Below are 19,975 nucleotides of genomic sequence, written 5' to 3'. Positions count from 1 at the left end.
GGTGCCGCGCCTGGATGGCGGCACTCGCCTGGATGGCGGCACCACCCGACATACCCGTCCGCGCTCGGGATCGACAGGATGAGGTCGGTCGCCGAACAGCTGGAGCGGGTGCTGGCCATCGCGGTGACGCCGCCGGCAGTGCGCGTCGCCATCTCGGAGGCCCAGGGGCTGCTGTGTGCCGAGGAGATCGTGGCATCGGCGGCGTTGCCGGCATTCGATCAGGCCGCGATCGACGGGTACGCCGTGCGCTCGGTGGATGTCGCCATCGCGAGCGAAGGTCACCCGGTCGTGCTGCCCGTCGTGGGCGAGATCGAGGCCGGAGCGCGGTCGCCGCACCGCCTGCAACCGGCCCAGACCGTCTATGTCGCAACAGGTGCCGCGCTGCCCACGGTTGCCGACGCGGTCCTGCCGCGGTCGTACACGACCGGCGGCGGTGCCCGGGTCTCGGTGAGCAAACCGGTCGAGTCGGGGCAATTCGTCCGGCGCACCGGCGAGGACGTCCAGCCCGGGGATGTCGCCGTCCGGCTCGGTGCCTTCATCGGATCTGCCCAGGTGGGGCTGCTGGCCGCGGTCGGACGGGACAAGGTGCTGGTGCACCCGCGACCCCGGCTCTCGATCATCTCGGTGGGCGACGAACTGGTCGACGTCGCCCGGACGCCTGGCCCCGGTCAGGTGTACGACGTCAACTCCTTCTCTCTCGCCGCCGCCGCCAGGGACGCCGGTGCCGAGGCCAACCGGGTCGGCATCGTGTCTGCCGATCCCCGCCGCTTCCGCGAACTGGTCGAGGCACGGCTGCTGGTGTCGGAAATGGTACTGATCGCCGGTGCCGCCGGCGGGCACACCGCCGAACTGGTCGTCGAGGCACTGGCCGACCTCGGTGAGCTCGACCTCTCCCGGGTGGCCATGCAGCCCGGTTCGGCGCAGGGTTTCGGTCTGCTCGGACCGGACAAGGTGCCGACGTTCCTGCTACCCGCCAACCCGGTCTCCGCCCTTGTGGTGTTCGAGGTGATCGTCCGGCCGGTGCTGCGCATCATGCTCGGGCGGCGAAACCCGTACCGGCGCACGGTGATGGCCCGCACCCTGGAGCCGATCACCTCGCCCGCCGGGCGGCGGCAGTTCCTCCGCGGCCAGCTCATGCGGGACGACGAGGACGACTACCTGGTGCACATCCTCGGCGGTAGCGGGACCCATCTGCTGGCCTCGCTCGCCGAGGCGAACTGCCTGGTGCTCGTCGACGAGGAGACCACGACCGTTCCGCCCGGAACCGAGGTCCCGGTCTCGTTCCTCGCCCAGCGGGCGTAACAGCCATGAGCCCGGCGGGTGTGTCGGCCGGTTTCTCCGGCGCACATCCCGGCTGGCCCACCACCCTCGGCCCGGTCAAGACCAGCGCAGGAAGGGTGGTCGGTCGGCCGCTGCGCCGATCGGACTGGCCCGACTGGCAGGGCGCGAGGCTGCGCGACGAGGCGCTCATCGCCCCGTGGGATGCCACCAGCACGCTCACCTGGGAACAGCGTCACTCGCGTTCGATGTGGAGGTCGCACCGCACCCTGTTGCGGGTCGGCGCCCGCCGGGGCGAGGTCGTGCCGTTCGTCATCACCGTCGAGGGCCGGTTCGCGGGCCAGGTGACGCTCGGCGGCGTCCAGCGCGGTGCGTTGCGCTCGGGCTGGGTCGGGTACTGGGTCGACTCCCGGTTCCACGGCAATGGGGTGGCGACCGCCGCCGTCGCCATGACGGTGGCGCACGGATTCGGCCCCGTCGGGCTGCACCGCATCGAAGCCACCATCGCGCCGGAGAACCTGGCGTCGCGAGCGGTGGTGGCGCATCTGGGCTTTCGTCAGGAAGGACACCTGGTCCGCTACCTCGACATCGCCGGCGCCTGGCGGGATCACCTGCTGTACGCCCTCACCGTCGAGGAAGTGCCCGGCGGTCTGCCGCAACTGCTGGAGAGATGGCGGACCGGCGATCCCAACAGGTGAGCCCCCGGGGGATTCCCCGGCCGTGACCCCCGATGGGGACCGGTCGTGACCAGGGGAAGCCAAGGGTGTGTCCCTACCCGGTCTGCGGGCTGTCAGTCGTTAGCGTGATCTTGACCGGCCGGTCTGTCGTCGCGCGCTGTGCGGCCCGAGTGAGGGGAGCACCCGATGAACATCCCGACATCCCTCATCGTCGTGCTGTTGGTGATCGCCTGGTTGGTCGTGCTGGTGCCGATGGTGGCCCGCCGTCGTGAACGTGTTCCGCAGGTCGAGCCGGCCGGGTCCGGGTTCCGGGTGCTCAGGCGCGCTTCCGCGTCGCTGCGCCGCAGGCCCGCCCGCGGCCCGAAAGGACGAATGATGAGCAACTCCGACCAGGTTGACGACGGCACGCACGCCGGCCCGGAGGACGAACTGGTTGCCGTCGGTGCCGAGAACGCGGACGCGCAACCGGCCGACGCTGCTGAGGAATGGGCGGCCGCGCAGTCATCCCGCCCGCGCAGGGTGACCGCCGGATCCACGCCGTTCCGCGCGCCGCAGCAGCTCGACGATCGCGGTGCCGACAGCTTCGACGACGCGACCACCGAGCTCGAGACGACGCGTGTCGCAGTCGATGTCGAGCAGGACCGGCCGATCGACCGGCCGCAGGTGCCCGACGAGATCGACGAACAGGAATGGTCGGATCATGTTGCGGCCGCGCCGGTCGGAACTCCGTCCGCCGAGACCGACGACGTCGAACTCCGGCCCGTGCCCCGCCGGCCGGGCCGGGGCGGTTTCGACCCCGAGGCCGCGGAAGCGACGAGGGCGTACCGCTACCAGCAGCGGCGCCGGGTCGCGCTGATCCTGCTGATCGCGACGGTGGCCTTCTCGGTGCTCGCGCTGGTGCTGGTCAACTGGCTCTGGGTCGGTGCCGCGGTCAGCCTAACCCTGCTCGTCGGTTACCTCAGCTACCTTCGCCGCCAGGTCCGGATCGAGGCCGCCATCCGGCAACGACGGATGGAACGGCTGCAGCGGGCCCGGCAGATCAGGCCGGAGTACCAGCGGGCGCCGCGTCGGACGCGGGGTGGCCTGTCGGCCGTCGTTCCCGGGCGCACGGTGGTCGACCTGGACGACGACGACCCGGCCTTCGACGAGCTGGATCCCTACCACGAGCCGATGGCGTATCGGCGGGCCGCGGGTCAGTGACGTCGCCGGCCCGGGCGTCGGCGGATCCCTACAGCCAGGCTGAGTTCGGCGTCCGGTTCGACTGGGGTCTGCAGGGCGCAACCGCCATCTCGGCGGCGGCCTCGGCGGTGATCGTCGTCGACGTGTTGTCGTTCACCACCACCCTGTCGGTCGCCGTCGATCTGGGTATCGACGTGTATCCCTACCGCTTCCGCGACGCGTCGGCAGCGGCTTTCGCCGCATCGCGAGGCGCCGTGCTCGCGGTCGGACGCCGCGAGGCCGGGAGCAGCGGCGTCAGCCTGTCCCCGGTGTCGGTCCGGCGGGCTGCCACGGACGGCGGGCCGCTGACGGTGACCGGCAAGTTGGTGTTGCCATCGCCCAACGGGGCGGCCATCTGCCGGCAGCTCGGTGAGGCCCAGATGCTGGTCATCGGCGCGTGCCTGCGGAACGCCGGTGCCTGCGCGCGGTGGGCCGTCAAAGCGGTCCGCGGGCCCATCGCCGTGGTGGCCGCCGGTGAGCGCTGGCCGGGGGACGCGCTGCGGCCGGCGGTGGAGGATCTCTGGGGCGCCGGGTTGGTCATCGACGCACTGGCGGGTCTGGGTGCCGGGCCGCTGTCACCCGAGGCTGCGGCCGCCCGCGCCGCCTACCAATCCCTCGGCAGGCCGGCGATGGCGCTCGGCGCCTGCGCGTCCGGTCGTGAACTCGCCGAGGCGGGGTACGCGGAGGAGATCGCCGTCGCGGCCGAGATCGACGTCTCCGGCGGCGTTCCGGTGTTGAGCGGAGATGCTTTCCGGCTGGGTTGAGGCGGCCCTGGGCAGGCTTCGTCCGGACCCTTACCGGCACCTGCCGAGCGGCCGAGCGGCATGGACACGGACCCGCCCACCCGCTGCTATTGTTGTCGACGGCTCGCGGTGCAGACCGTGACCAGGGGCTGTAGCGCAGTTGGTAGCGCGCTTCGTTCGCATCGAAGAGGTCCGGGGTTCGATTCCCCGCAGCTCCACCACGTTTCCGGCCTGGACTGGCCTGTCGAAGATCCGTTGCGATCGACAGGCATCAGGATTCTGCGCAAGACGGCTGGATCGTCGATCTCAGCCGCAATGTCGTGCTGACACCTGACATCGGGGGTCGCCGGCCCCCGGATCCCGACCGCTCCGGTCACGGGTGTCAGCACACCTACCATGGAGGTCCAGCGTCGGCGACCTGCGGGGAGTGCTGATGAAGCTCCGGCGAATGCGTCAGGATCTCGACCACCTCAACAGCTGGCTCCTGCTCGTGGTCACAGCCGGCACGATCGTCACCGGGTTGATCGTGCATCTGTGGGACCTGCACGGCTTCTCCTGGCACACCTATCTCGGTTATGCGCTGATCGTCGTCGTCGTGATCCACCTCGTTCTGAACATGAGGCAGCTCCTTGCCTACGGCGGCTTTCGGTTACGGCGAAGTCTGCGGAAGGTCAGTGGTTCGCCGCCGCCGGTGCGGCCCCGGCGGGACAAGCCACCGGTTGGGGTCGGTCCGACATCGAAGGCGGTGCTGCTCTCGCGACGCGGCCTGGTCGGGCTGACCCTCGGCGGCGTCGGGGGTTACCTGATCGGGCACGGCCTGCGCGCCCGTCCCACCTTGGAGCAGGGCACCGACCTGGGTTTGGTGTATCACGATTGGTCGTCCGACCCCGGGATGATCGATGCTGTCGGCGCATTGTCCAACCTGGGCCGGCAACCGCCTCTGTACAAGTCGTACGACGACGCTGTGCGGGTGGCGCTGCCTCCGGTATCGATGGCGGGTGGTCTGACGACCGAGATTGCCATGGCCCGACGTCACTCGGTCAGGGCGTACTCAGGGACATCGATGACGGCACAGCAGTTGTCGCGGATATTACTGCTCACTGCCGGACTTTCTGCAAACGGGCGCAGGCATCACCCGTCGTCCGGTGCGCTGTATCCGATCGAGACCTACACCGTTGTGCACAATGTCGCCGAAGTGCAGCCGGGGGTCTACCACTACAGCCCCGAGCATCACGGACTGGACCCGATCCGAGCCGGCGACTTCCGCGACTACGTCGTCAAACACGGCCTCAATCAGCAATTCCTGGGCGAATGCGCAGTGGTGGTGTATCTGACGATGATCTTCCAGCGGATGCGGTTCAAGTACGGCGAGCGCAGCTATCGGTACGGCGTCATCGAGGCCGGGCACCTCGGACAGAACCTGTACCTGTCTGCCACCTCGCTCGGCCTGGGGGCCTGCGCCGTCGGTGCCTACGACGATCGCGGAATCAACGAGTTGCTGGGGATCGATGGTCGGGAGGAGGTGTCCGTCTACCTGCTCAGTGTCGGGCGTGTTTAGGGCGGCCGCATCAGAGTGCTCGAGGTGCGTACGACCCTGCCGCAGACCCGTTCGGAGGCGGAGGGTCCGCCCCGATTGCCGACGTCATGGCCCCGGGTGCGATCGCCGAGACGCGGCGCACCCGAAGAAGAATGCCCCCTGGTGACGAACAGACATTGAAGCACCGACGGCGCAGCGATGAAGTACAGCTGAGAGGTCGACGTCCCGTCGATCAGGCAATTCGCAGGCGGCTCAGCTCGTCCTTCGCCGTGCGCTCGACGAAAACGGGAACGAAGTCCCGGACGGGCCGGTCCGCAAATTGCTGATGCGCCGCCGTGACGGCCTGGCGGACCCGAACCTCCGGGACATCGGGGAAACGGGCGACGAGTCGCTCGACCACTTCTTCCATCGCACGTGCTTCGTGCGCCGGCTTGCCCATGTCCATCGCCGCATCCTGCCAGCGCCGGCTCCTGTTGTCCTGTCGCAAAGGTTCATCATCGCGTCACCTGATGGGCACCGGGTCGTCGGCTGCGCTCTGCGGGCGCCACCCATGATCGGGACCATGACGACATCCCGCCTGACGACATCCCGCTTCTGGGTCGGCGTCGAACCTGCCGAGCGGATCCCGAGCAGACGACCGCGGCGCAGCCCCGGTGGCGGCGACCGGCGCGACCCCGTGCCGAACAGCACCTGCCGGATCGCGCGCCGACGCTGATCGACGGCCTGATCGACCGCGCGCACACCGACTGGCCTGAAACGTCTTTCATTATATCGATGTCGTCGGGAGAGCAGATCTTCATGCCATGGCATGCCGACGGCCCGCCGTGCGGGGCCGGACACGCCGGCTACTTCCGTCGATTCGTCCTGCCGTTCTGCGAGATGGGTCCGAGTCGGCGTGGCGGCCGGTGTCGGATGACCCCGGTTGTGCTTGACGACAGAACGGCACCGGCACCGTTCTACGAGATCGATCTGCGGTCCGGAATGCTGATCATGGGGTCGGGCCGGCAACTCCGACATCCCCGATCGCTTTCAGCGAAAGGAGGACAGAATGCCGCCCGACAGCAATGACGAACCGGCCCGATGGCGAATGATCGAGGCGACCAACGGCTATGACGTCGACAACAGCTGGTACCGGGAGCCGCCGCCGGTACCGAAAGGCCTGCCGTCGCGAAGCCGGGGCGGCCGCATGGCGCACGCGCTGGCCCGACCCCTTTCCGCGTTCAGCAGTGCGCAGCGCCGTCGGCGGCGCACCCTCGAACCGGCTGGGGCGTGGACCAGAACTGGCGGATGACGCCGGTTGGCCCTCTCCCGAGCAGAGGAGCGCAGACGAGTGCGGCCGGGCCCAACCTGACGGCCTTGAGGGGTCTGAACGCCTTGAAGGGTCTGAACCCGCCGTCATCCGCGGTGCTGACCGTCATCTGACGGTCGGCCGACGGCTCGCACGGCGGCCAACTGGCGGTCGTTCCGGGCCGCGATGGCCAGCAGATCGTCGCGAATGCTCGCGGTCGGTGCTGTGCGAATGAGTCGCTCGATCTCCTTGAACGCCCTGCTGCGCCGGTGGTGGCGCAACAAAGTACCCAGGACCGAGTCACTGCGAGGACTGACGGACGAGCTGTCCACCGGAGCCGGTTCGATGGACGCATGGTGCGGAAGGTCATGGCCCACAACGCCCATCGGTCACCGGCCCCCCAAGACAACCGCCTCGATGCGGTCCTGCCGACCCAACATTGGCCCACCCGGGTGAACGGACGATGAAGCTGTCACCACGGGGCGATGAACCTGCCTTCGGCGAACCGTGGGACCTGCACAGATCTTCATCGCCACGTCACCCGTAGGCACCCGAGGCAGTCGCTTCGGGCACGCAGTGGCGCGCCGGCGCGTCGACGTCGTCTCCGGCCAGCCGGTCTGAGCCGAATCCACCTTCCCATCCCGTTTCTCGCGGCGTTGTTCGGCCATGCCGACCATGTGCCCTGGGTCACAGCCGATCGGGCAACTAGCTTCGCTAAGTGCCGTCACGGAGTTGAGTCCTGCAGAGTGGTGTACGGCCACACGCCCATCTTGATCGTGGGCGTGTCGGGCTGGGACGAGGACGGTCACCGCGTGATTCTTCGAAGGACCTCTCACAGTCTGCCGAAGGAGTACCACGCGATGACCTCTGCTCACCCTATCGACCCCGAAACCTTCCTGGCCGATCAGCTCGCCGCGGCGAGCCCGGACCTGCTGCGCTCGATGTTGTCCACGTTCGTCCAGGCGCTGATGGGCGCCGAGGCCGACACCATCTGCGGCGCCGGGTACGGCGAACGCAGCGATGAGCGGGTGAACTCCCGCAACGGGTACCGGCACCGCGACTTCGACACCCGCGCCGGCACCCTGGACGTGGCGATCCCGAAACTGCGGTCCGGGTCCTACTTCCCGGACTGGTTGCTCGAGCGGCGCAAACGGGCCGAGCGGGCGCTGACGTCGGTGGTCGCGACGTGTTACCTGCTGGGTGTGTCGACCCGCCGGATGGAGAAGCTTGTGCAATCCCTTGGGGTGACATCGCTGTCGAAGTCGCAGGTGTCGGTGATGGCCAGGGACCTGGACGAGCAGGTCGAGGCGTTCCGGTCCCGCCCGTTGGACCAGGGCCCGTACACGTTCGTCGCCGCCGACGCGCTGGTCCTCAAGGTCCGGGAAGGCGGCCCCAGGAACGACTGAACAAGGAGATCCGCCGGCGCACCGACGTCGTCGGCATCTTCCCCGACCGCACCGCCCTGATCCGCCTCGTCGGCGCCGTGCTCGCCGAGCAACACGACGAATGGACCGAAGGCCGCCGCTACCTCGGCCTGGACGTCCTGGCCCGCTCCCGCATCACCCTCGCTACCGACAACACGGGCGATCCGTCCAGCCCGACGAAGGAGGTCACTACCAGACCAGCCGAAACCCTCACCGCCTGACCGACGAGGGATCACCGGTGACCGAACTCAATACACCACGCGAATGGGCTTGACCCGTCACGGAGGCGGCGGTTCGGCGGTGCCGAGCGCAGGCGATGAGCAGGAGGACACGTGCTGACAGATCGCAACGACGCAGCTGTAACGCGCCGACGTCCGAGGCGGAGGGTGGTGATGAGAACGGTCGCGTTCGCGGCGGCGGTGGCCGCTGCGGTCGCTGTTCCGCCGGCGGCCTCCGGTCTTGCCGCACCCGCGGCCGACAACGCCATGTCCCTTGCGGCACTCGACGCGTTCGACAGCGTCGCTTCACCGGTGACGGCGGCACCGCCTGTCACCAGCGAGGCCGGGGCCACGGTTCCGAACATCACCGGGCCCATTCGCGTCACCAGGAATTCGCACCCATTCGGTGGTGCCGCGTACACCGCGGTACCGGAGAACCTCGCTGAAATCGGCTATGTCGAGGAGGAGTACTTCATCAGCGGGCTGGCCAACGTCTACACCTGGCCGGCACCCGGACCCGCCGTGATCCGGACCGCGGACGCTCCCTACACGACCAGGATTCTCGTGCGGCGCCCGGCGAAAGAAGGCAAGTTCAGCGGCAACGTCGTCGTCGAGCCGCTCAACCCGTCGAACCTTTTCGACCTGAACCTGGGTTGGGGGCTGATGCACGAGGAGCTGATCCGCAAGGGTGACGTCTGGGTCGGGGTGACGGTGAAGCCGGTCTCCATGCAAACGCTGAAGACCTTCGATCCGAAGCGGTATGCGGCACTGTCGATGGACAACCCGCTGCCACTGTCCGATCCCGCGAACTGCTCCACAGTGCCCGCCGACAGCTCCCGCAGCACGGAGAACGGGCTCGCCTGGGACATCTACAGCCAGGTCGGCGAACTGCTCCGTTCGAAGTCCGCGAAGAACCCCGTCGCGTACGGCGACCGGAAACTGAAGAAGGGCCTGACGCTGTACGGCTTCGGCTACTCGCAGACCGGCGGCTATATGTACGACTACATCAATGCCGTCGCGCCGCTGGCGAAGGAGCAGACCGGCCGTTCCACCTATGACGGCTACATCGTCGCTGTCGCCGGAGGTGCATTCGCCGGTATCTACCCGATCAACCAGTGCGAGCCGGTGCCGGCGGTGGACGATCCGCGCCGCCAGTTGAGCAATGTCGGCGTCCCGGTCATGCATGTGATGTCCCAGTCGGACTACCTGCGCGGCATCACCTCTCGCCGGCCGGACAGCGACTGGCCCTCGGACCGGTATCGGGGGTACGAGATGGCCGGCGCGGGCCATGCCACCCCCACTGAACTGGAGTTCGCCGCCCTTCCCGAGGACATCATCAAGGGCGGCAGAGACGTGCCGCCGATGGAATGCAACGAGGGTCCGCGGAGCCGTTTCCCGAGTTCGATCTTCTTCGACGCGATCCTGCACAACCTGGATCTGTGGGTTCGCAAGGATGTTCCGCCGCCGCACGGATCGCCGATCGTGGTGCAGAACGGGCAGCCGGTCCTTGACGAGTTCGGCAACGTCCAGGGTGGGCTCCGCTCCCCGTATGTGGACGTGCCGACGTCGACCTGGAACGGGACCTCGACAGGAGCGTCGTTCTGCTTCATCGCCGGGCACGAGATCCCGTTCAGCGCCGAGCGGCTGCGCGAGCTCTACCCGACGCACAGCGACTACGTCAGGGCGGTCGTCAGGGACACCAGGGCACTTGTCAAGCAAGGCTTCATCACCGGTTACGACGGACGGATGCTGATCAGGGAGGCGCAACGGGCCGACGTCCCGCCGGCGTCGTAAGCAATTCGACCGGTGGCGGCCGGGACCCGTTGGTCCCGGTCGCCGCAGGCCAAAAGGCACAAGTCCGGGGCGGTGCCGAGAGGAGATACTCGGAGCACATCACCACGGAGGTACAGATGTGACCACGCTCGACTCGATCTCGGAACTGATCAGCAAGGAGCACGGCCTTGCGGTCGTGGCAACGCTGCGCGCCGACGGTTCCATCCAGGCATCACTGGTCAACGCCGGACTGATGGAACACCCATTGACCGGTGTCACGGTCGCCGCCTTCGCCACCTACGGACCGGTGAAGATCGCCAACCTCCGGGAGCGCCCGCAGATCGCGATGACCTTCCAGGCCGGCTGGCAATGGGCCACCATCGAAGGGCGTGCCGAGCTCGTCGGACCGGACATCCCGAACGTCGACATCAGTCCAGATCGGCTGCGCCTGTTGCTGCGCGAGGTTTTCACCGCGGCCGGGGGAACCCACGACGACTGGGACGAGTACGACCGGGTGATGCTCGAGCAGCGCCGCACCGTCGTGCTGGTCGACCCGGTCCGGATTTACGGCAATTGATGCGGCAGCGGCACAGCGATCATTCATCGACTGGAAACACCACCGACCAATAGCAGTGCAACAGCATCCCTAGCTTGGACAAGTCCGTTTTGTCTCCAGCTGCTTGTCGGCAGCGCTGTTCTAGGGATGGCTCAGTGAGTGCAAGCAGCGTTCGCCAGCAGGCGATCAGGGATGTCGAAGCCTATGTGCCGCCTGCGGTCAGTTTCGCGATCGATGAGACGCCCGGCGAGGTCTTCGGCGAGAATGTCTTCAGCAGGGCAGTGATGCAGAAGCGGCTGCCGAAGTCGGTCTACAAATCCGTGCTGGCGACGATCGAGCACTCGGCGCCGCTGGATCCGATGGTCGCCGACGCGGTCGCGTCGGCGATGAAGGACTGGGCGCTGGAAAAGGGTGCATCCCACTACGCGCACGTCTTCTACCCGCTGACCGGGCTGACGGCCGAGAAGCACGACAGCTTCCTCGAGCCTGCCGGCGACGGCTCGGCGTTGGCGGAATTCGGCGGCAAAACCCTGATCCAGGGCGAGCCGGACGCATCCAGCTTCCCCAGCGGCGGCCTGCGGAACACCTTCGAGGCCCGCGGTTACACCGGCTGGGACGTCACCAGCCCTGCCTACGTCCTGGAGAATCCGAACGGCAATACCCTCTGCATTCCAACGGTTTTCGTGTCGATGACCGGTGAGGCGCTTGACCACAAGACGCCGCTGCTGCGCTCGCAGCAGGCGATGGCCGAGCACGCGGAGCGGATCCTGCGGCTCTTCGGCCACAGCCCCTCGAAGGTGGTGTCCTACTGCGGCGCCGAGCAGGAATACTTCCTCGTCGATCGGCACTTCTTCCTGGCCCGCCCCGACCTGCTGAATGCCGGCCGCACCCTTTTCGGGACGAAGCCGCCCAAGGGTCAGGAATTCGACGACCATTACTTCGGGGCCATCCCGGAGCGGGTTCTCGGCTTCATGATGGACACCGAGCGGGAGCTGTTCAAGCTGGGGATCCCGGCGAAAACCCGGCACAACGAGGTCGCCCCCGGGCAGTTCGAGATCGCGCCGATGTTCGAGCGGGCCAACGTCGCGGCGGACCATCAGCAGCTGCTGATGACGACGTTCAAGACGATTGCCAAGAAGCACGGCATGGAATGCCTGTTCCACGAGAAGCCGTTCGACGGGGTCAACGGTTCCGGCAAGCACGTGAACTTCTCGCTCGGCAACGCCACCGAGGGGAACCTGTTGCTGCCGGGCGACAACCCGCACGACAACGCGCAATTCCTGGTGTTCTGCGCCGCCGTGATCCGGTCGGTGCACAAGTTCGGTGGGCTGCTCCGTGCGTCGGTGGCGTCGGCCACCAATGATCACCGGCTCGGCGCCAACGAGGCGCCGCCGGCCATCATCTCGATCTTCCTCGGCGACCAGCTCGCCGACGTCTTCGACCAGATCGCCAAGGGGGCGGCCACGTCGTCGAAGGGCAAGGGCACGCTGATCATCGGGGCGGACACCCTCCCGGTGCTCCCCACCGACCCGGGCGATCGCAACCGGACGAGTCCATTTGCCTTCACCGGCAACAGGTTCGAGTTCCGTGCGCCGGGATCGATGCAGTCCGTCGGCGGCCCGATGGTCACCATCAACACCATCATGGCCGAGGCTCTGGACTACATGGCTACCTCGCTGGAAACGGCCGTCGACGGCGGCACCGACTTCAACACCGCCGTACAGAACCTGCTCACCGAGATCATCACCGAGCACGGTGCGGTGGTGTTCAACGGTGACGGCTACTCGGAGAATTGGCAGATCGAGGCCGCCGAGCGCGGCCTGCCGAACCTGCGCACCACACTGGACGCCCTGCCCGAGCTGATCTCGGACGAGGCGATGGAGCTGTTCGAGCACTACAAGGTGTTCAACCACCGGGAGATGCACAGCCGGTACGAGATCGGTCTCGAGCAGTACGCGTTGACGATCGGCGTCGAGGCCCGGCTGATGCTGGAGATCGGCCGGACATCGGTGCTGCCCGCCTCGGTCCGCTACCAGACCGAGCTCGCGCTGAACCTCGGTGCGCTGAAGGCGGCCGGGGTGGATGCCGACACGTCGTTGCTGGAAGCCGTCTCCGCGCCGTTGGCTGATCTCCGGACGGCGCTGGTGACGCTGGACGCGGCACTGCACGCGGACGCCGGCTCGACGGCGCTGGCCGAGGCCGAGCATGCCCGGGATGTGTTGCTGCCGGCCATGTCGGCCGTGCGTGCCGCGGCGGATCTGCTCGAGGGCGTGGTGGCAGACGACCTGTGGCCGCTGCCCACATACCAGGAGATGCTGTTCATTCTCTGAGCTGTCAGCGGCGGGCGACGGTCAGTACCAGCAGGTGCTGGCCGCCGCCCGGCTCGGCGGAGGCCGCCACCGGAAGGCCGGGAGTGAGCCGGGACAGCCTGTCCTGCAGCCAGTCCACTGCCTGGTCGGCATCAGCCGCGCTCGGGCTGCGACCGACGATCTCCCGGCCGCCCTTACGGCCGAGGCGGTCCATGGTGGTGAGCAGGACGGCCGGATCGGACACCAGGAGCCGGTCGGGCCAGCGGATCACCGGCGTGGTGGCGCCCTTCTTGGTGTTGCAGGCGCGATGGGCGAGCCGCTCGCCGCCGTCGCTCTTGTTCTTCGCGCCCTTCGCGGCCTTGCCGGCGGTGAAATAACTGTCGACGCTGGGGCCGCGGCCGTCGTTCACCGAGGTGTTCGGGTCGACGGGCTCGTCACAGATCCAGCAGCGCCAGCCGTCGCGCGCGCCGATCTCGTCCAGTCCTGGCATTTCCCGACCGTAGCAGCGGGCCGCGCCGTCCCGATCCGGATGGCGCGCAGGCGCCGGTTCTCCGGGCTGCCGGTGTGCGCCGCTGGGTGCGTGGCTGTCGGTGCGATGGGCCAGACTGTCGCCATGCCGGTCCACCTGGAGCTTCCGTTCAGCATCACCACCTGGGACGTCCACGCCGACGAGCCCGCCGCCGACAGCACGGCGCCTGAGATGAGCTGGGTGCAGCTCGCCAAGGAGTACTCGGGTGACGACCTGACCGCCACCGCAACGGGGCATGCGCTGACCACCAGCGGTGACCGGGGGGCGTCCTACGTGGCCCAGGAGAGGATCGTCGGAACGCTGCGCGGACGGTCCGGAAGCTTCGTCGTCGAGCACGGGGCATCGATGGGTGACGGTCAGGAAACGGTCACGCGGGCAATGGTTGTCGCCGGGTCGGGCACCGGCGAGCTGGCCGGCATCGCAGGTACCGGGCTGATCGAGCACGGGTTGCTGACGTTGGACGTCGATCTGTCCGGCTGGTAGCAGCCGGCAGGCTCAGTTGGGCCTGAAGGGGAGAGCCGGCGTCCCCGTCGGCTCTCCCACCGTGTGGCACTCAATTGTTGAATTCTCTGCCCTTCTCCGCGACCTGATCCACGATCGAGTCGACGTTGTCGGGCGTCCTCTCCTTGATCGCTGCAGCCGCCTGGTCGATGCGTTCGTCGGTCAGCTGTTCCTTGGCCTTGTTGACGAGATCATCGAATGCCATGGCAAACCTCCGGATCATCTGAACTGCCCAATCGGCACGGATGTACCGGAAAGGGAGCGTAAGCCCCAATTCACCGTCCAGCAAGGCACGAAAGGGCGGTTCGGCCGTTCAGTGCAGGTGTCGCTGCCAATCGCGCGGAACCCGGTCGGCCGGGCCGGGCACGGTCTGGTTCAGCGGATGATGCTCCGGTGGTGCGAGCGTGGGCCCGTCGTAGAACTCGTTGTCCGTGAAGCTCCAGAACCAGGATTCACCGGGCTCGTAGCTGCGGATGAACGGATGGCCGGTGGACGCCGCGTGCTTGCTCCCGTGCTGGGAGGGCGAGGTGTCACAGCATCCGATGTGGCCGCACTCCGCACAACGCCGAAGGTGCAACCACCACCCGCCGGACGCTTCGCATTCGACGCAGCCCGGGCCACTCGGCGGCACGGCCGGGTTGATCCCCGGGGTCTCGGTCATCGCGCTCCTTCATCGTCGTTCAGGTCGTCCGGTGTGGGATCCCATGGTGCGTCGTGGGTGAGGGTCATTCGTCGTCGGGGTCGGAGTCGTCGATCGGGTCCGGTGTGGTGCGCGGAAGCGTGACCTGGAACCGGGTGTCGCCGGGCACCGACGTGACCGACAGATTGCCGTGGTGTTTGTTGACGACGATCCGCCAGGAGATGTCCAGGCCCAGACCCGTGCCCTCGCCGACCGGTTTGGTGGTGAAGAATGGCTCGAAGATCCGGGACTGGATGTCCTGCGGGATACCCGTTCCGGTGTCACCGATCTCGACGGTGATCGCGTCATCGGTGGTGCTGGTCCGGACGGTGAGGGTGCCGGTGCCGTTCATCGCCGCGACCGCGTTGTCGATCAGGTTGGTCCAGACCTGGTTCAGCTCGGCGGCGTAGGCGGGCACCTTCGGCAGGGCCGGGTCGTAGTCCTTGACGACCTTGATGGCGCCGATCTTGCTGCCCAGCATGGTGAGGCTGCTGTCCAGCAATTCGTGGACATCGACGATCCGGAACGGTGCACGGTCCAACTGTGAGTACTGCTTGGCGGCGCCGACCAGGGTGGAGATCCTCGTTGTCGAGTCGTAGATCTCGTTCATCAACAGCTCGGTCTCGACCGTGTAGTTGAGCCAGCGGATGGCACCGTCCAGCGCCTCGGCCGGGACGCTGTCGGCGACCACGTCGAGCCAGTCGACGTCGAGGCCGGCCTGCACGAACGTCGGTGCGAGATCCCAACCGCCGGAGATGTCGTGCTCCTCCAACCATTCCCCGATGACGTCCTCCCGATCGCTGGCCTCCATCGGGGACAGCGTCGGCGCCTTGGCGACCCGCTCGACCGCTGCCTCCTGCAACCCGATCAGCGGTTCCATCGCCGCCGCCGCCCATTTGCCGGAGGCGATCATCTGCAACTTGTGTCGCATGCCCGCTACCCGGTTGCGAAGCGCAACGGTGGCGCTGACCGCCGCGGATGCCGGGTTGTTCAGCTCGTGGGTGAGACCGGCGGAGAGGGAACCGAGGGCCAGCAACCGTTCTCGCTGGCCGACGACCTCCTGGGTGTTCTGGATGCCGAAGAACAGGCCCTCCAGCAGGTGCAGCGCCATCGGGAACCACTGTTCCATCATCGCCGCGAACACAGGGGCGTCGAGAACGAAGAACCGTGAGCGAACCGTCACCCGCATGGTGCTGTTGTAGGTCTGCGGCGAACTCTCCTTGAGGTAAGCGCGCCACGCCCCGGCGTAGGAGCCGCGGTGGGAGGTCCTTGTCGTCTCGATGTCGTCGGATCCGACCCGCCGGTACAGCACCAGCGACCCTTCCAGCAGGACGTAGAAACAGGTCGCGAGATCTCCCTCGGTGAAGACCGGGCCTGGCTCGAACACCTCGACATGCCCTGAGGTGCAGAGCCAGTCGAGTTGCTCGTCGGTCAGCTTCTCGAAAAGGAACAGGGTGCGCAGTTCTTCGGGACTGCAGGTGGTCGGCGTCGACGTCGCCGGCCGGAGCGAGCCGTCCGCGGCCGCCGCTGCACCCGCGGCCGCATCAGTGGTCATCGCTTCTCCAGGTATCGGTGGACCAGCATGACCGCCAGCGCCCCTTCGCCGACCGCGCTGGCCACCCGCTTGACCGACTCCGACCGCACGTCGCCGGCGACGAAGACGCCCGGGATGCTGGTCTCGAGCAGGTACGGATCGCGGTCCAGGGGCCAGTCCGGTCGGCGCTCGCCGTTCACCAGCAGTTCCGGTCCGGCGAGGATGAAGCCATTGTCGTCGCGGACGACAGTGCCGTCCAGCCAATCCGTCCGCGGCGCGGCGCCGATGAAGACGAAGACCGATCCGGTCTCCACCTTCTCCTCCTCGCCGGTGAGGCTGTGCCGCAGGGTCAATCCCTCGAGGTGGTCTGTGCCGTGCCCACTGACGATTTCCGTGGAGGTCTGCACCGTGATGTTCGGGATCGATTCGATCTGCTGGATCAGATAGAACGACATCGACGCGACGAGCGACGGTCCACGGATCAACATCGTCACCGACTTGGCGTACCTGGCGAAGTACACCGCCGCCTGGCCCGCCGAGTTCGCGCCGCCCACGATGTAGATGTTCTGCCCGGCGCAGCCCGGTGCCTCCGAGAGTGCGGATCCGTAGTAGACGCCGCGCCCGGCGAACTCGTCCAGGCCGGGCGCCGTGAGCCGCCGGTAGGAGACCCCGGTGGCCAGGATGACCGCGTGCGCGCCGATCGTGTGCCCGTCCGCGAACCTCACGGTCCGCGCCGATCCGTTGTCCTCCACGGCGACAACGTCGAGGGCGGAGAGCATCTCGGCGCCGAACTTGAGTGCCTGCCGTCGGGCGCGCTCGGTCAGCTGTGCTCCCGAGACGCCGTCCGGGAACCCGAGGTAGTTCTCGATCCTAGAGCTCTGGCCGGCCTGACCGCCGGTGGCGGTGCGCTCGACCAGCACGGTCCGCAGACCCTCGGACGCGCCGTACACGGCCGCGCCGAGACCGGCCGGTCCGGCGCCGATCACCACCAGGTCGTAGAAGTCGCTGGCCGGTGCGGTGCTCATGCCCACCTTGGCCGCCAGTTCGGTGTCGGTCGGTTCGACGAGCGCCTCGCCGCCCGGCGTCACCACCACCGGCAATCGTGAATCGTCCAAACCGGCTGCCGACAGCAGTGTTTCGGCCTCCCGCTCGTCGGACAGATAGGAGATGAACGGCACCTGGTTGCGAGCCAGGAAGTCCCGTACCTCGCTCGACCTGGCAGACCAGCGGTGGCCGATGAGCTTGGTCTGGGCCACCACCCGGTGGTCGGTGCGCCGCCAGGAATCCAGCTGCGCGTCGATCACCGGGTAGAACTTCTCCTCCGCCGGATCCCACGGCTTGAGCAGGTAGTAGTCCAGGTCGACCACATTGATGGCGGTGATCGCGGCGTCGGTGTCCGCGTACGCGGTGAGCAGCACGCGGCGGGCGGTGGGGAAGACGTCCATCGCCTTCTCGAGGAACTGGATCCCGTCCATCTCCGGCATCCGGTGATCGGCCAGGAGTACCGCGACCTGGTCGCCGCGCAGCTTCATCTCGCGCAGCGCCTCCAGGGCCTGCTGACCCGACTCGGCCCGGACGATGCGGTGGTTCTTGCCGTACCGCCGCCGGAGGTCGCGGGCGACGGCGCGGGACACTCCGGGATCGTCGTCGACAGTCAGAATCGCCGCTCGGGCTTCGGTCGGATGTTGCGGGTCTGCTGTCATCACACCTCTTTCCCGCCGCATCGTAACCGCGGCAGTGATGCGGGGGAACGGGGCGGACTGCCGACTTTGCTGTCGGCTGAACAAATGCGCCGTGCGTGCTGTCGGCTAGCGTCCCGTGGATGGTCGTACCCAGCACCGAGGAGAGCCTGGAACGCCTGCGTCATCTGTGCATGGCGCTGCCGGGGACGACCGAGCGGTTGAGCCACGGCGAGCCGTCGTGGTTCGTCAAGAAGCAGTTCGTGATGTTCGCCGACCACCACCACGACGACCGGGTCGGGTTCGTCGCCGCGGCACCCGACGGTGCCCAACAGCGGTGGCTGGCGCTGGATGAGCGCAGGTTCTATCGCCCGCCCTACGTGGGCGGGCGCGGGTGGATCGGGGTGTACCTCGACGTCGAGCAGGACTGGGACGACATCGCCGACATCGTCGACAGTGCGCACGCCGTGGTCGCGCCAGCACCTCGTCGATCAGGAGAGGGTCGATCGGGAGAGGGTCGATCGGGAGAGAAGCGCGCCGGCCGGTAGCCGGGTCCGTTGCGTGCGGGGGCTCAATCGCCGGTGTGCCTGCTGCGGACGACCAGTGGCAGCACCACCCACAACACGGCGAGCAACCCCGCGGCGAGGACCGCGGCAACCGCACCGGCGGGAGCGCCGGCGACGACATCGAAGATCAGCAGCACGACACCGATGATGGCCACGCCCAGGAACGCCAAGCCAACCTGCGCGAGCCGGTGGGCGATGTCGACCGTGGCCCGGCGGGCGTGTTTGCGGAACAGGACGCGGTGCAGGCTCACCGGTGCGATGAGCAAGCCGGTGGCGATCACCGATGCCGCGAGGGTCGCCAGGTACACGTTCCGACCGAACGGCGTCAGCTGGTCGAAGCGGGTTTGGAACGGCAGGGTCAGCAGGAACCCGGTCAGCAGTTGCACGCCGGTCTGGACGACCCTGAGCTCCTGAAGGAGGTCGGCCCAGTTGCGGTCCAGTCGCTGCAGCGGGGTCTCGCCCCGCCCGTCGTCGGCATCGGCATCGCCATCGGCATCGTCATCGGCATCGTCGTCATGCATCTGGCGATCGTTCCGCTACCCGGGAGGCGGGGCCACTCGGGATCACCCGTCGCCTCCGATCGGCGCAGCGATGGTCACGATTGCTCGTCGGTCACCCCCGCCGGCGCTCCCAGTGCAATCACGGCGTCGATCGAATCCACCTCCTCGGGTGTCTTGTCCGGGCGGTACCGCAACACCCTGGCGAACCGGAGCGCGACCCCACCCGGGTAGCGCGTCGATGCCTGCACCCCATCGATGGCGATCTCCGCAACGAGCGGCGGTTCGACGAAGACGGTGCCGGCGGTCCGGCGGGATTCGCGCTCGAGGAACTGCGCGGTCTGCCAGGTCAGCATCTCGTCGGTGAGTCCCTTGAAGGTCTTGCCCAGCATCACCAGTTCGCCCGTGCCCGGGTCCCGCGCGGCCAGGTGCAGGTTCGACAGCCACCCCTGACGCCGGCCGTACCCCCATTCCGCGGCGATCACCGCCAGGTCGAAGGTGTGCCGCGGTTTGAGCTTCACCCAGCCGGAGTCCCGCCGCCCGGCGGCATACGGCGCATCCAGCTTCTTCACCACGACGCCCTCGAACCCCGCGGCGACGACGTCCGCGAAGACGGCGCTGACCTCGTCGACGTGTTTGACGACCTGCCGGCGGACGATCAGCCCGGCCGGCAGGACCTGCTCCATGACAGCGATCCGCTCCGACAGGGGCTCGTCCAGCAGATCCCGCCCGTCGACGTGCAGCAGGTCGAAGCAGAACAGGGACAGCGGTGTGCCGGACGGGGCACTCACCGGGCCGTTCTTCTCCGGTCCCTTGTCCGCCCGGGTCATCGTCCTGGAGGCGATGACCTGAAAGGCCAGCGGCCGGCCGTCCGCACCGACCGCGAGCACCTCACCGTCGAGCACGATCTCCCGGGCCGGCAGTTGCCTGACGACGCCGACGATCTCGGGTAGCCGGTCGGTGATGTCG

At 67.9% G+C, this 19,975-nt stretch carries 20 protein-coding genes, 1 tRNA gene and 1 pseudogene; 14 read left to right on the top strand and 8 right to left on the bottom strand.

Annotation, left to right across the window (positions count from 1 at the left end; all coding sequences use genetic code 11):
- The first annotated feature begins 78 nt into the window (after nt 1-78).
- The 6 genes from glp (at nt 79) to ACVBEQ_RS25760 (ending at nt 5,474) form a co-directional block, all read left to right on the top strand.
- Nucleotides 79-1,302, top strand: coding sequence for a molybdotransferase-like divisome protein Glp (gene glp / locus ACVBEQ_RS25785; RefSeq protein ID WP_447156296.1), 1,224 nt, complete (start codon nt 79-81; stop codon nt 1,300-1,302).
- Between the two features lie 5 nt (nt 1,303-1,307).
- The gene (locus tag ACVBEQ_RS25780; RefSeq protein WP_447156295.1) at nt 1,308-1,976 is read left to right on the top strand and encodes a GNAT family N-acetyltransferase; all 669 of its coding nucleotides are present in this window, start codon (nt 1,308-1,310) and stop codon (nt 1,974-1,976) included.
- A 165-nt stretch (nt 1,977-2,141) separates the two neighbouring features.
- Nucleotides 2,142-3,155, top strand: coding sequence for a divisome protein SepX/GlpR (gene sepX / locus ACVBEQ_RS25775; RefSeq protein WP_447156294.1), 1,014 nt, complete (start codon nt 2,142-2,144; stop codon nt 3,153-3,155).
- Nucleotides 3,152-3,937, top strand: a complete 786-nt coding sequence (locus ACVBEQ_RS25770) for a 2-phosphosulfolactate phosphatase (protein ID WP_447156293.1) — start codon at nt 3,152-3,154, stop codon at nt 3,935-3,937. Before sepX ends, ACVBEQ_RS25770 begins: the two co-directional genes overlap by 4 nt.
- Nucleotides 3,938-4,061: 124 nt before the next feature.
- A tRNA-Ala gene (locus tag ACVBEQ_RS25765) sits at nt 4,062-4,137 on the top strand.
- Nucleotides 4,138-4,349: 212 nt separating this feature from the next.
- Nucleotides 4,350-5,474 carry a SagB/ThcOx family dehydrogenase gene (locus tag ACVBEQ_RS25760; protein WP_447156292.1) on the top strand — a complete coding sequence of 375 codons (1,125 nt, stop codon included), beginning with the start codon at nt 4,350-4,352 and terminating at the stop codon, nt 5,472-5,474.
- 211 nt (nt 5,475-5,685) lie between these two features.
- Here ACVBEQ_RS25760 and ACVBEQ_RS25755 read toward each other — a convergent pair whose 3' ends face one another.
- Entirely contained in the window at nt 5,686-5,898 is a 213-nt protein-coding gene (locus ACVBEQ_RS25755; RefSeq protein ID WP_447156291.1) for a three-helix bundle dimerization domain-containing protein, read from the bottom strand.
- A gap of 117 nt (nt 5,899-6,015) precedes the next feature.
- On the opposite strand from ACVBEQ_RS25755, the gene ACVBEQ_RS25750 reads away from it, so the two are divergent.
- The 6 genes and pseudogenes from ACVBEQ_RS25750 (at nt 6,016) to ACVBEQ_RS25725 (ending at nt 13,042) form a co-directional block, all read left to right on the top strand.
- The gene (locus ACVBEQ_RS25750) at nt 6,016-6,168 is read left to right on the top strand and encodes a hypothetical protein (RefSeq protein WP_447156290.1); all 153 of its coding nucleotides are present in this window, start codon (nt 6,016-6,018) and stop codon (nt 6,166-6,168) included.
- Nucleotides 6,169-6,501: 333 nt separating this feature from the next.
- Nucleotides 6,502-6,744, top strand: coding sequence for a hypothetical protein (locus ACVBEQ_RS25745; RefSeq protein WP_447156289.1), 243 nt, complete (start codon nt 6,502-6,504; stop codon nt 6,742-6,744).
- A gap of 857 nt (nt 6,745-7,601) precedes the next feature.
- A pseudogene (locus ACVBEQ_RS25740) lies at nt 7,602-8,386 on the top strand (transposase).
- A 171-nt stretch (nt 8,387-8,557) separates the two neighbouring features.
- Complete coding sequence (locus tag ACVBEQ_RS25735; protein WP_447156288.1) at nt 8,558-10,177, top strand: alpha/beta hydrolase domain-containing protein; 1,620 nt, start codon at nt 8,558-8,560, stop codon at nt 10,175-10,177.
- Between the two features lie 118 nt (nt 10,178-10,295).
- On the top strand, nt 10,296-10,733 hold the full coding sequence (locus ACVBEQ_RS25730; protein WP_447156287.1) for a TIGR03618 family F420-dependent PPOX class oxidoreductase: 438 nt from the start codon (nt 10,296-10,298) through the stop codon (nt 10,731-10,733).
- A 134-nt stretch (nt 10,734-10,867) separates the two neighbouring features.
- The gene (locus ACVBEQ_RS25725) at nt 10,868-13,042 is read left to right on the top strand and encodes a glutamine synthetase III family protein (protein WP_447156286.1); all 2,175 of its coding nucleotides are present in this window, start codon (nt 10,868-10,870) and stop codon (nt 13,040-13,042) included.
- Between the two features lie 4 nt (nt 13,043-13,046).
- Here the strand turns inward: ACVBEQ_RS25725 and ACVBEQ_RS25720 are convergent, their stop codons facing one another.
- Nucleotides 13,047-13,511, bottom strand: a complete 465-nt coding sequence (locus ACVBEQ_RS25720) for a hypothetical protein (protein WP_447156285.1) — start codon at nt 13,509-13,511, stop codon at nt 13,047-13,049.
- 123 nt (nt 13,512-13,634) lie between these two features.
- On the opposite strand from ACVBEQ_RS25720, the gene ACVBEQ_RS25715 reads away from it, so the two are divergent.
- The gene (locus tag ACVBEQ_RS25715; RefSeq protein WP_447156284.1) at nt 13,635-14,033 is read left to right on the top strand and encodes a DUF3224 domain-containing protein; all 399 of its coding nucleotides are present in this window, start codon (nt 13,635-13,637) and stop codon (nt 14,031-14,033) included.
- 70 nt (nt 14,034-14,103) lie between these two features.
- Here the strand turns inward: ACVBEQ_RS25715 and ACVBEQ_RS25710 are convergent, their stop codons facing one another.
- From ACVBEQ_RS25710 to ACVBEQ_RS25695, 4 genes are all read right to left on the bottom strand, one after another.
- A complete protein-coding gene (locus ACVBEQ_RS25710) occupies nt 14,104-14,256 on the bottom strand; it encodes a hypothetical protein (RefSeq protein WP_447156283.1) in 153 nt (50 codons plus the stop codon).
- Between the two features lie 108 nt (nt 14,257-14,364).
- On the bottom strand, nt 14,365-14,712 hold the full coding sequence (locus tag ACVBEQ_RS25705) for a UBP-type zinc finger domain-containing protein (protein WP_447156282.1): 348 nt from the start codon (nt 14,710-14,712) through the stop codon (nt 14,365-14,367).
- Nucleotides 14,713-14,776: 64 nt separating this feature from the next.
- A complete protein-coding gene (locus tag ACVBEQ_RS25700) occupies nt 14,777-16,285 on the bottom strand; it encodes an ATP-binding protein (RefSeq protein WP_447156281.1) in 1,509 nt (502 codons plus the stop codon).
- On the bottom strand, nt 16,282-17,967 hold the full coding sequence (locus ACVBEQ_RS25695; protein ID WP_447156280.1) for an NAD(P)/FAD-dependent oxidoreductase: 1,686 nt from the start codon (nt 17,965-17,967) through the stop codon (nt 16,282-16,284). Before ACVBEQ_RS25695 ends, ACVBEQ_RS25700 begins: the two co-directional genes overlap by 4 nt.
- A 119-nt stretch (nt 17,968-18,086) precedes the next feature.
- Here ACVBEQ_RS25695 and ACVBEQ_RS25690 point away from each other — a divergent pair, with 119 nt between their 5' ends.
- Complete coding sequence (locus ACVBEQ_RS25690) at nt 18,087-18,491, top strand: MmcQ/YjbR family DNA-binding protein (RefSeq protein ID WP_447156279.1); 405 nt, start codon at nt 18,087-18,089, stop codon at nt 18,489-18,491.
- A gap of 23 nt (nt 18,492-18,514) precedes the next feature.
- Here ACVBEQ_RS25690 and ACVBEQ_RS25685 read toward each other — a convergent pair whose 3' ends face one another.
- Complete coding sequence (locus ACVBEQ_RS25685) at nt 18,515-19,030, bottom strand: DUF6328 family protein (RefSeq protein WP_447156278.1); 516 nt, start codon at nt 19,028-19,030, stop codon at nt 18,515-18,517.
- Nucleotides 19,031-19,104: 74 nt separating this feature from the next.
- The coding region (locus tag ACVBEQ_RS25680; RefSeq protein ID WP_447156277.1) for an ATP-dependent DNA ligase at nt 19,105-19,975 on the bottom strand (871 nt) is incomplete at its 5' end.

The organism is Nakamurella sp. GG22 (assembly GCF_052976845.2).
Note: the sequence above shows the minus strand (reverse complement) of the source record. Positions and strands in the feature narration are given on the sequence as shown.

Bases quoted from the DNA above. Each gene is read 5' to 3' on its own strand.
- glp (WP_447156296.1), top strand. From the start codon at position 79: ATGAGGTCGGTCGCCGAACAGCTGGAGCGGGTGCTGGCCATCGCGGTG.
- ACVBEQ_RS25780 (WP_447156295.1), top strand. From the start codon at position 1,308: ATGAGCCCGGCGGGTGTGTCGGCCGGTTTCTCCGGCGCACATCCCGGC.
- sepX (WP_447156294.1), top strand. From the start codon at position 2,142: ATGAACATCCCGACATCCCTCATCGTCGTGCTGTTGGTGATCGCCTGG.
- ACVBEQ_RS25760 (WP_447156292.1), top strand. From the start codon at position 4,350: ATGAAGCTCCGGCGAATGCGTCAGGATCTCGACCACCTCAACAGCTGG.
- ACVBEQ_RS25755 (WP_447156291.1), bottom strand. From the start codon at position 5,898: ATGGACATGGGCAAGCCGGCGCACGAAGCACGTGCGATGGAAGAAGTG.
- ACVBEQ_RS25750 (WP_447156290.1), top strand. From the start codon at position 6,016: ATGACGACATCCCGCCTGACGACATCCCGCTTCTGGGTCGGCGTCGAA.
- ACVBEQ_RS25745 (WP_447156289.1), top strand. From the start codon at position 6,502: ATGCCGCCCGACAGCAATGACGAACCGGCCCGATGGCGAATGATCGAG.
- ACVBEQ_RS25735 (WP_447156288.1), top strand. From the start codon at position 8,558: ATGAGAACGGTCGCGTTCGCGGCGGCGGTGGCCGCTGCGGTCGCTGTT.
- ACVBEQ_RS25720 (WP_447156285.1), bottom strand. From the start codon at position 13,511: ATGCCAGGACTGGACGAGATCGGCGCGCGCGACGGCTGGCGCTGCTGG.
- ACVBEQ_RS25715 (WP_447156284.1), top strand. From the start codon at position 13,635: ATGCCGGTCCACCTGGAGCTTCCGTTCAGCATCACCACCTGGGACGTC.
- ACVBEQ_RS25710 (WP_447156283.1), bottom strand. From the start codon at position 14,256: ATGGCATTCGATGATCTCGTCAACAAGGCCAAGGAACAGCTGACCGAC.
- ACVBEQ_RS25705 (WP_447156282.1), bottom strand. From the start codon at position 14,712: ATGACCGAGACCCCGGGGATCAACCCGGCCGTGCCGCCGAGTGGCCCG.
- ACVBEQ_RS25700 (WP_447156281.1), bottom strand. From the start codon at position 16,285: ATGACCACTGATGCGGCCGCGGGTGCAGCGGCGGCCGCGGACGGCTCG.
- ACVBEQ_RS25695 (WP_447156280.1), bottom strand. From the start codon at position 17,967: ATGACAGCAGACCCGCAACATCCGACCGAAGCCCGAGCGGCGATTCTG.
- ACVBEQ_RS25690 (WP_447156279.1), top strand. From the start codon at position 18,087: ATGGTCGTACCCAGCACCGAGGAGAGCCTGGAACGCCTGCGTCATCTG.
- ACVBEQ_RS25685 (WP_447156278.1), bottom strand. From the start codon at position 19,030: ATGCATGACGACGATGCCGATGACGATGCCGATGGCGATGCCGATGCC.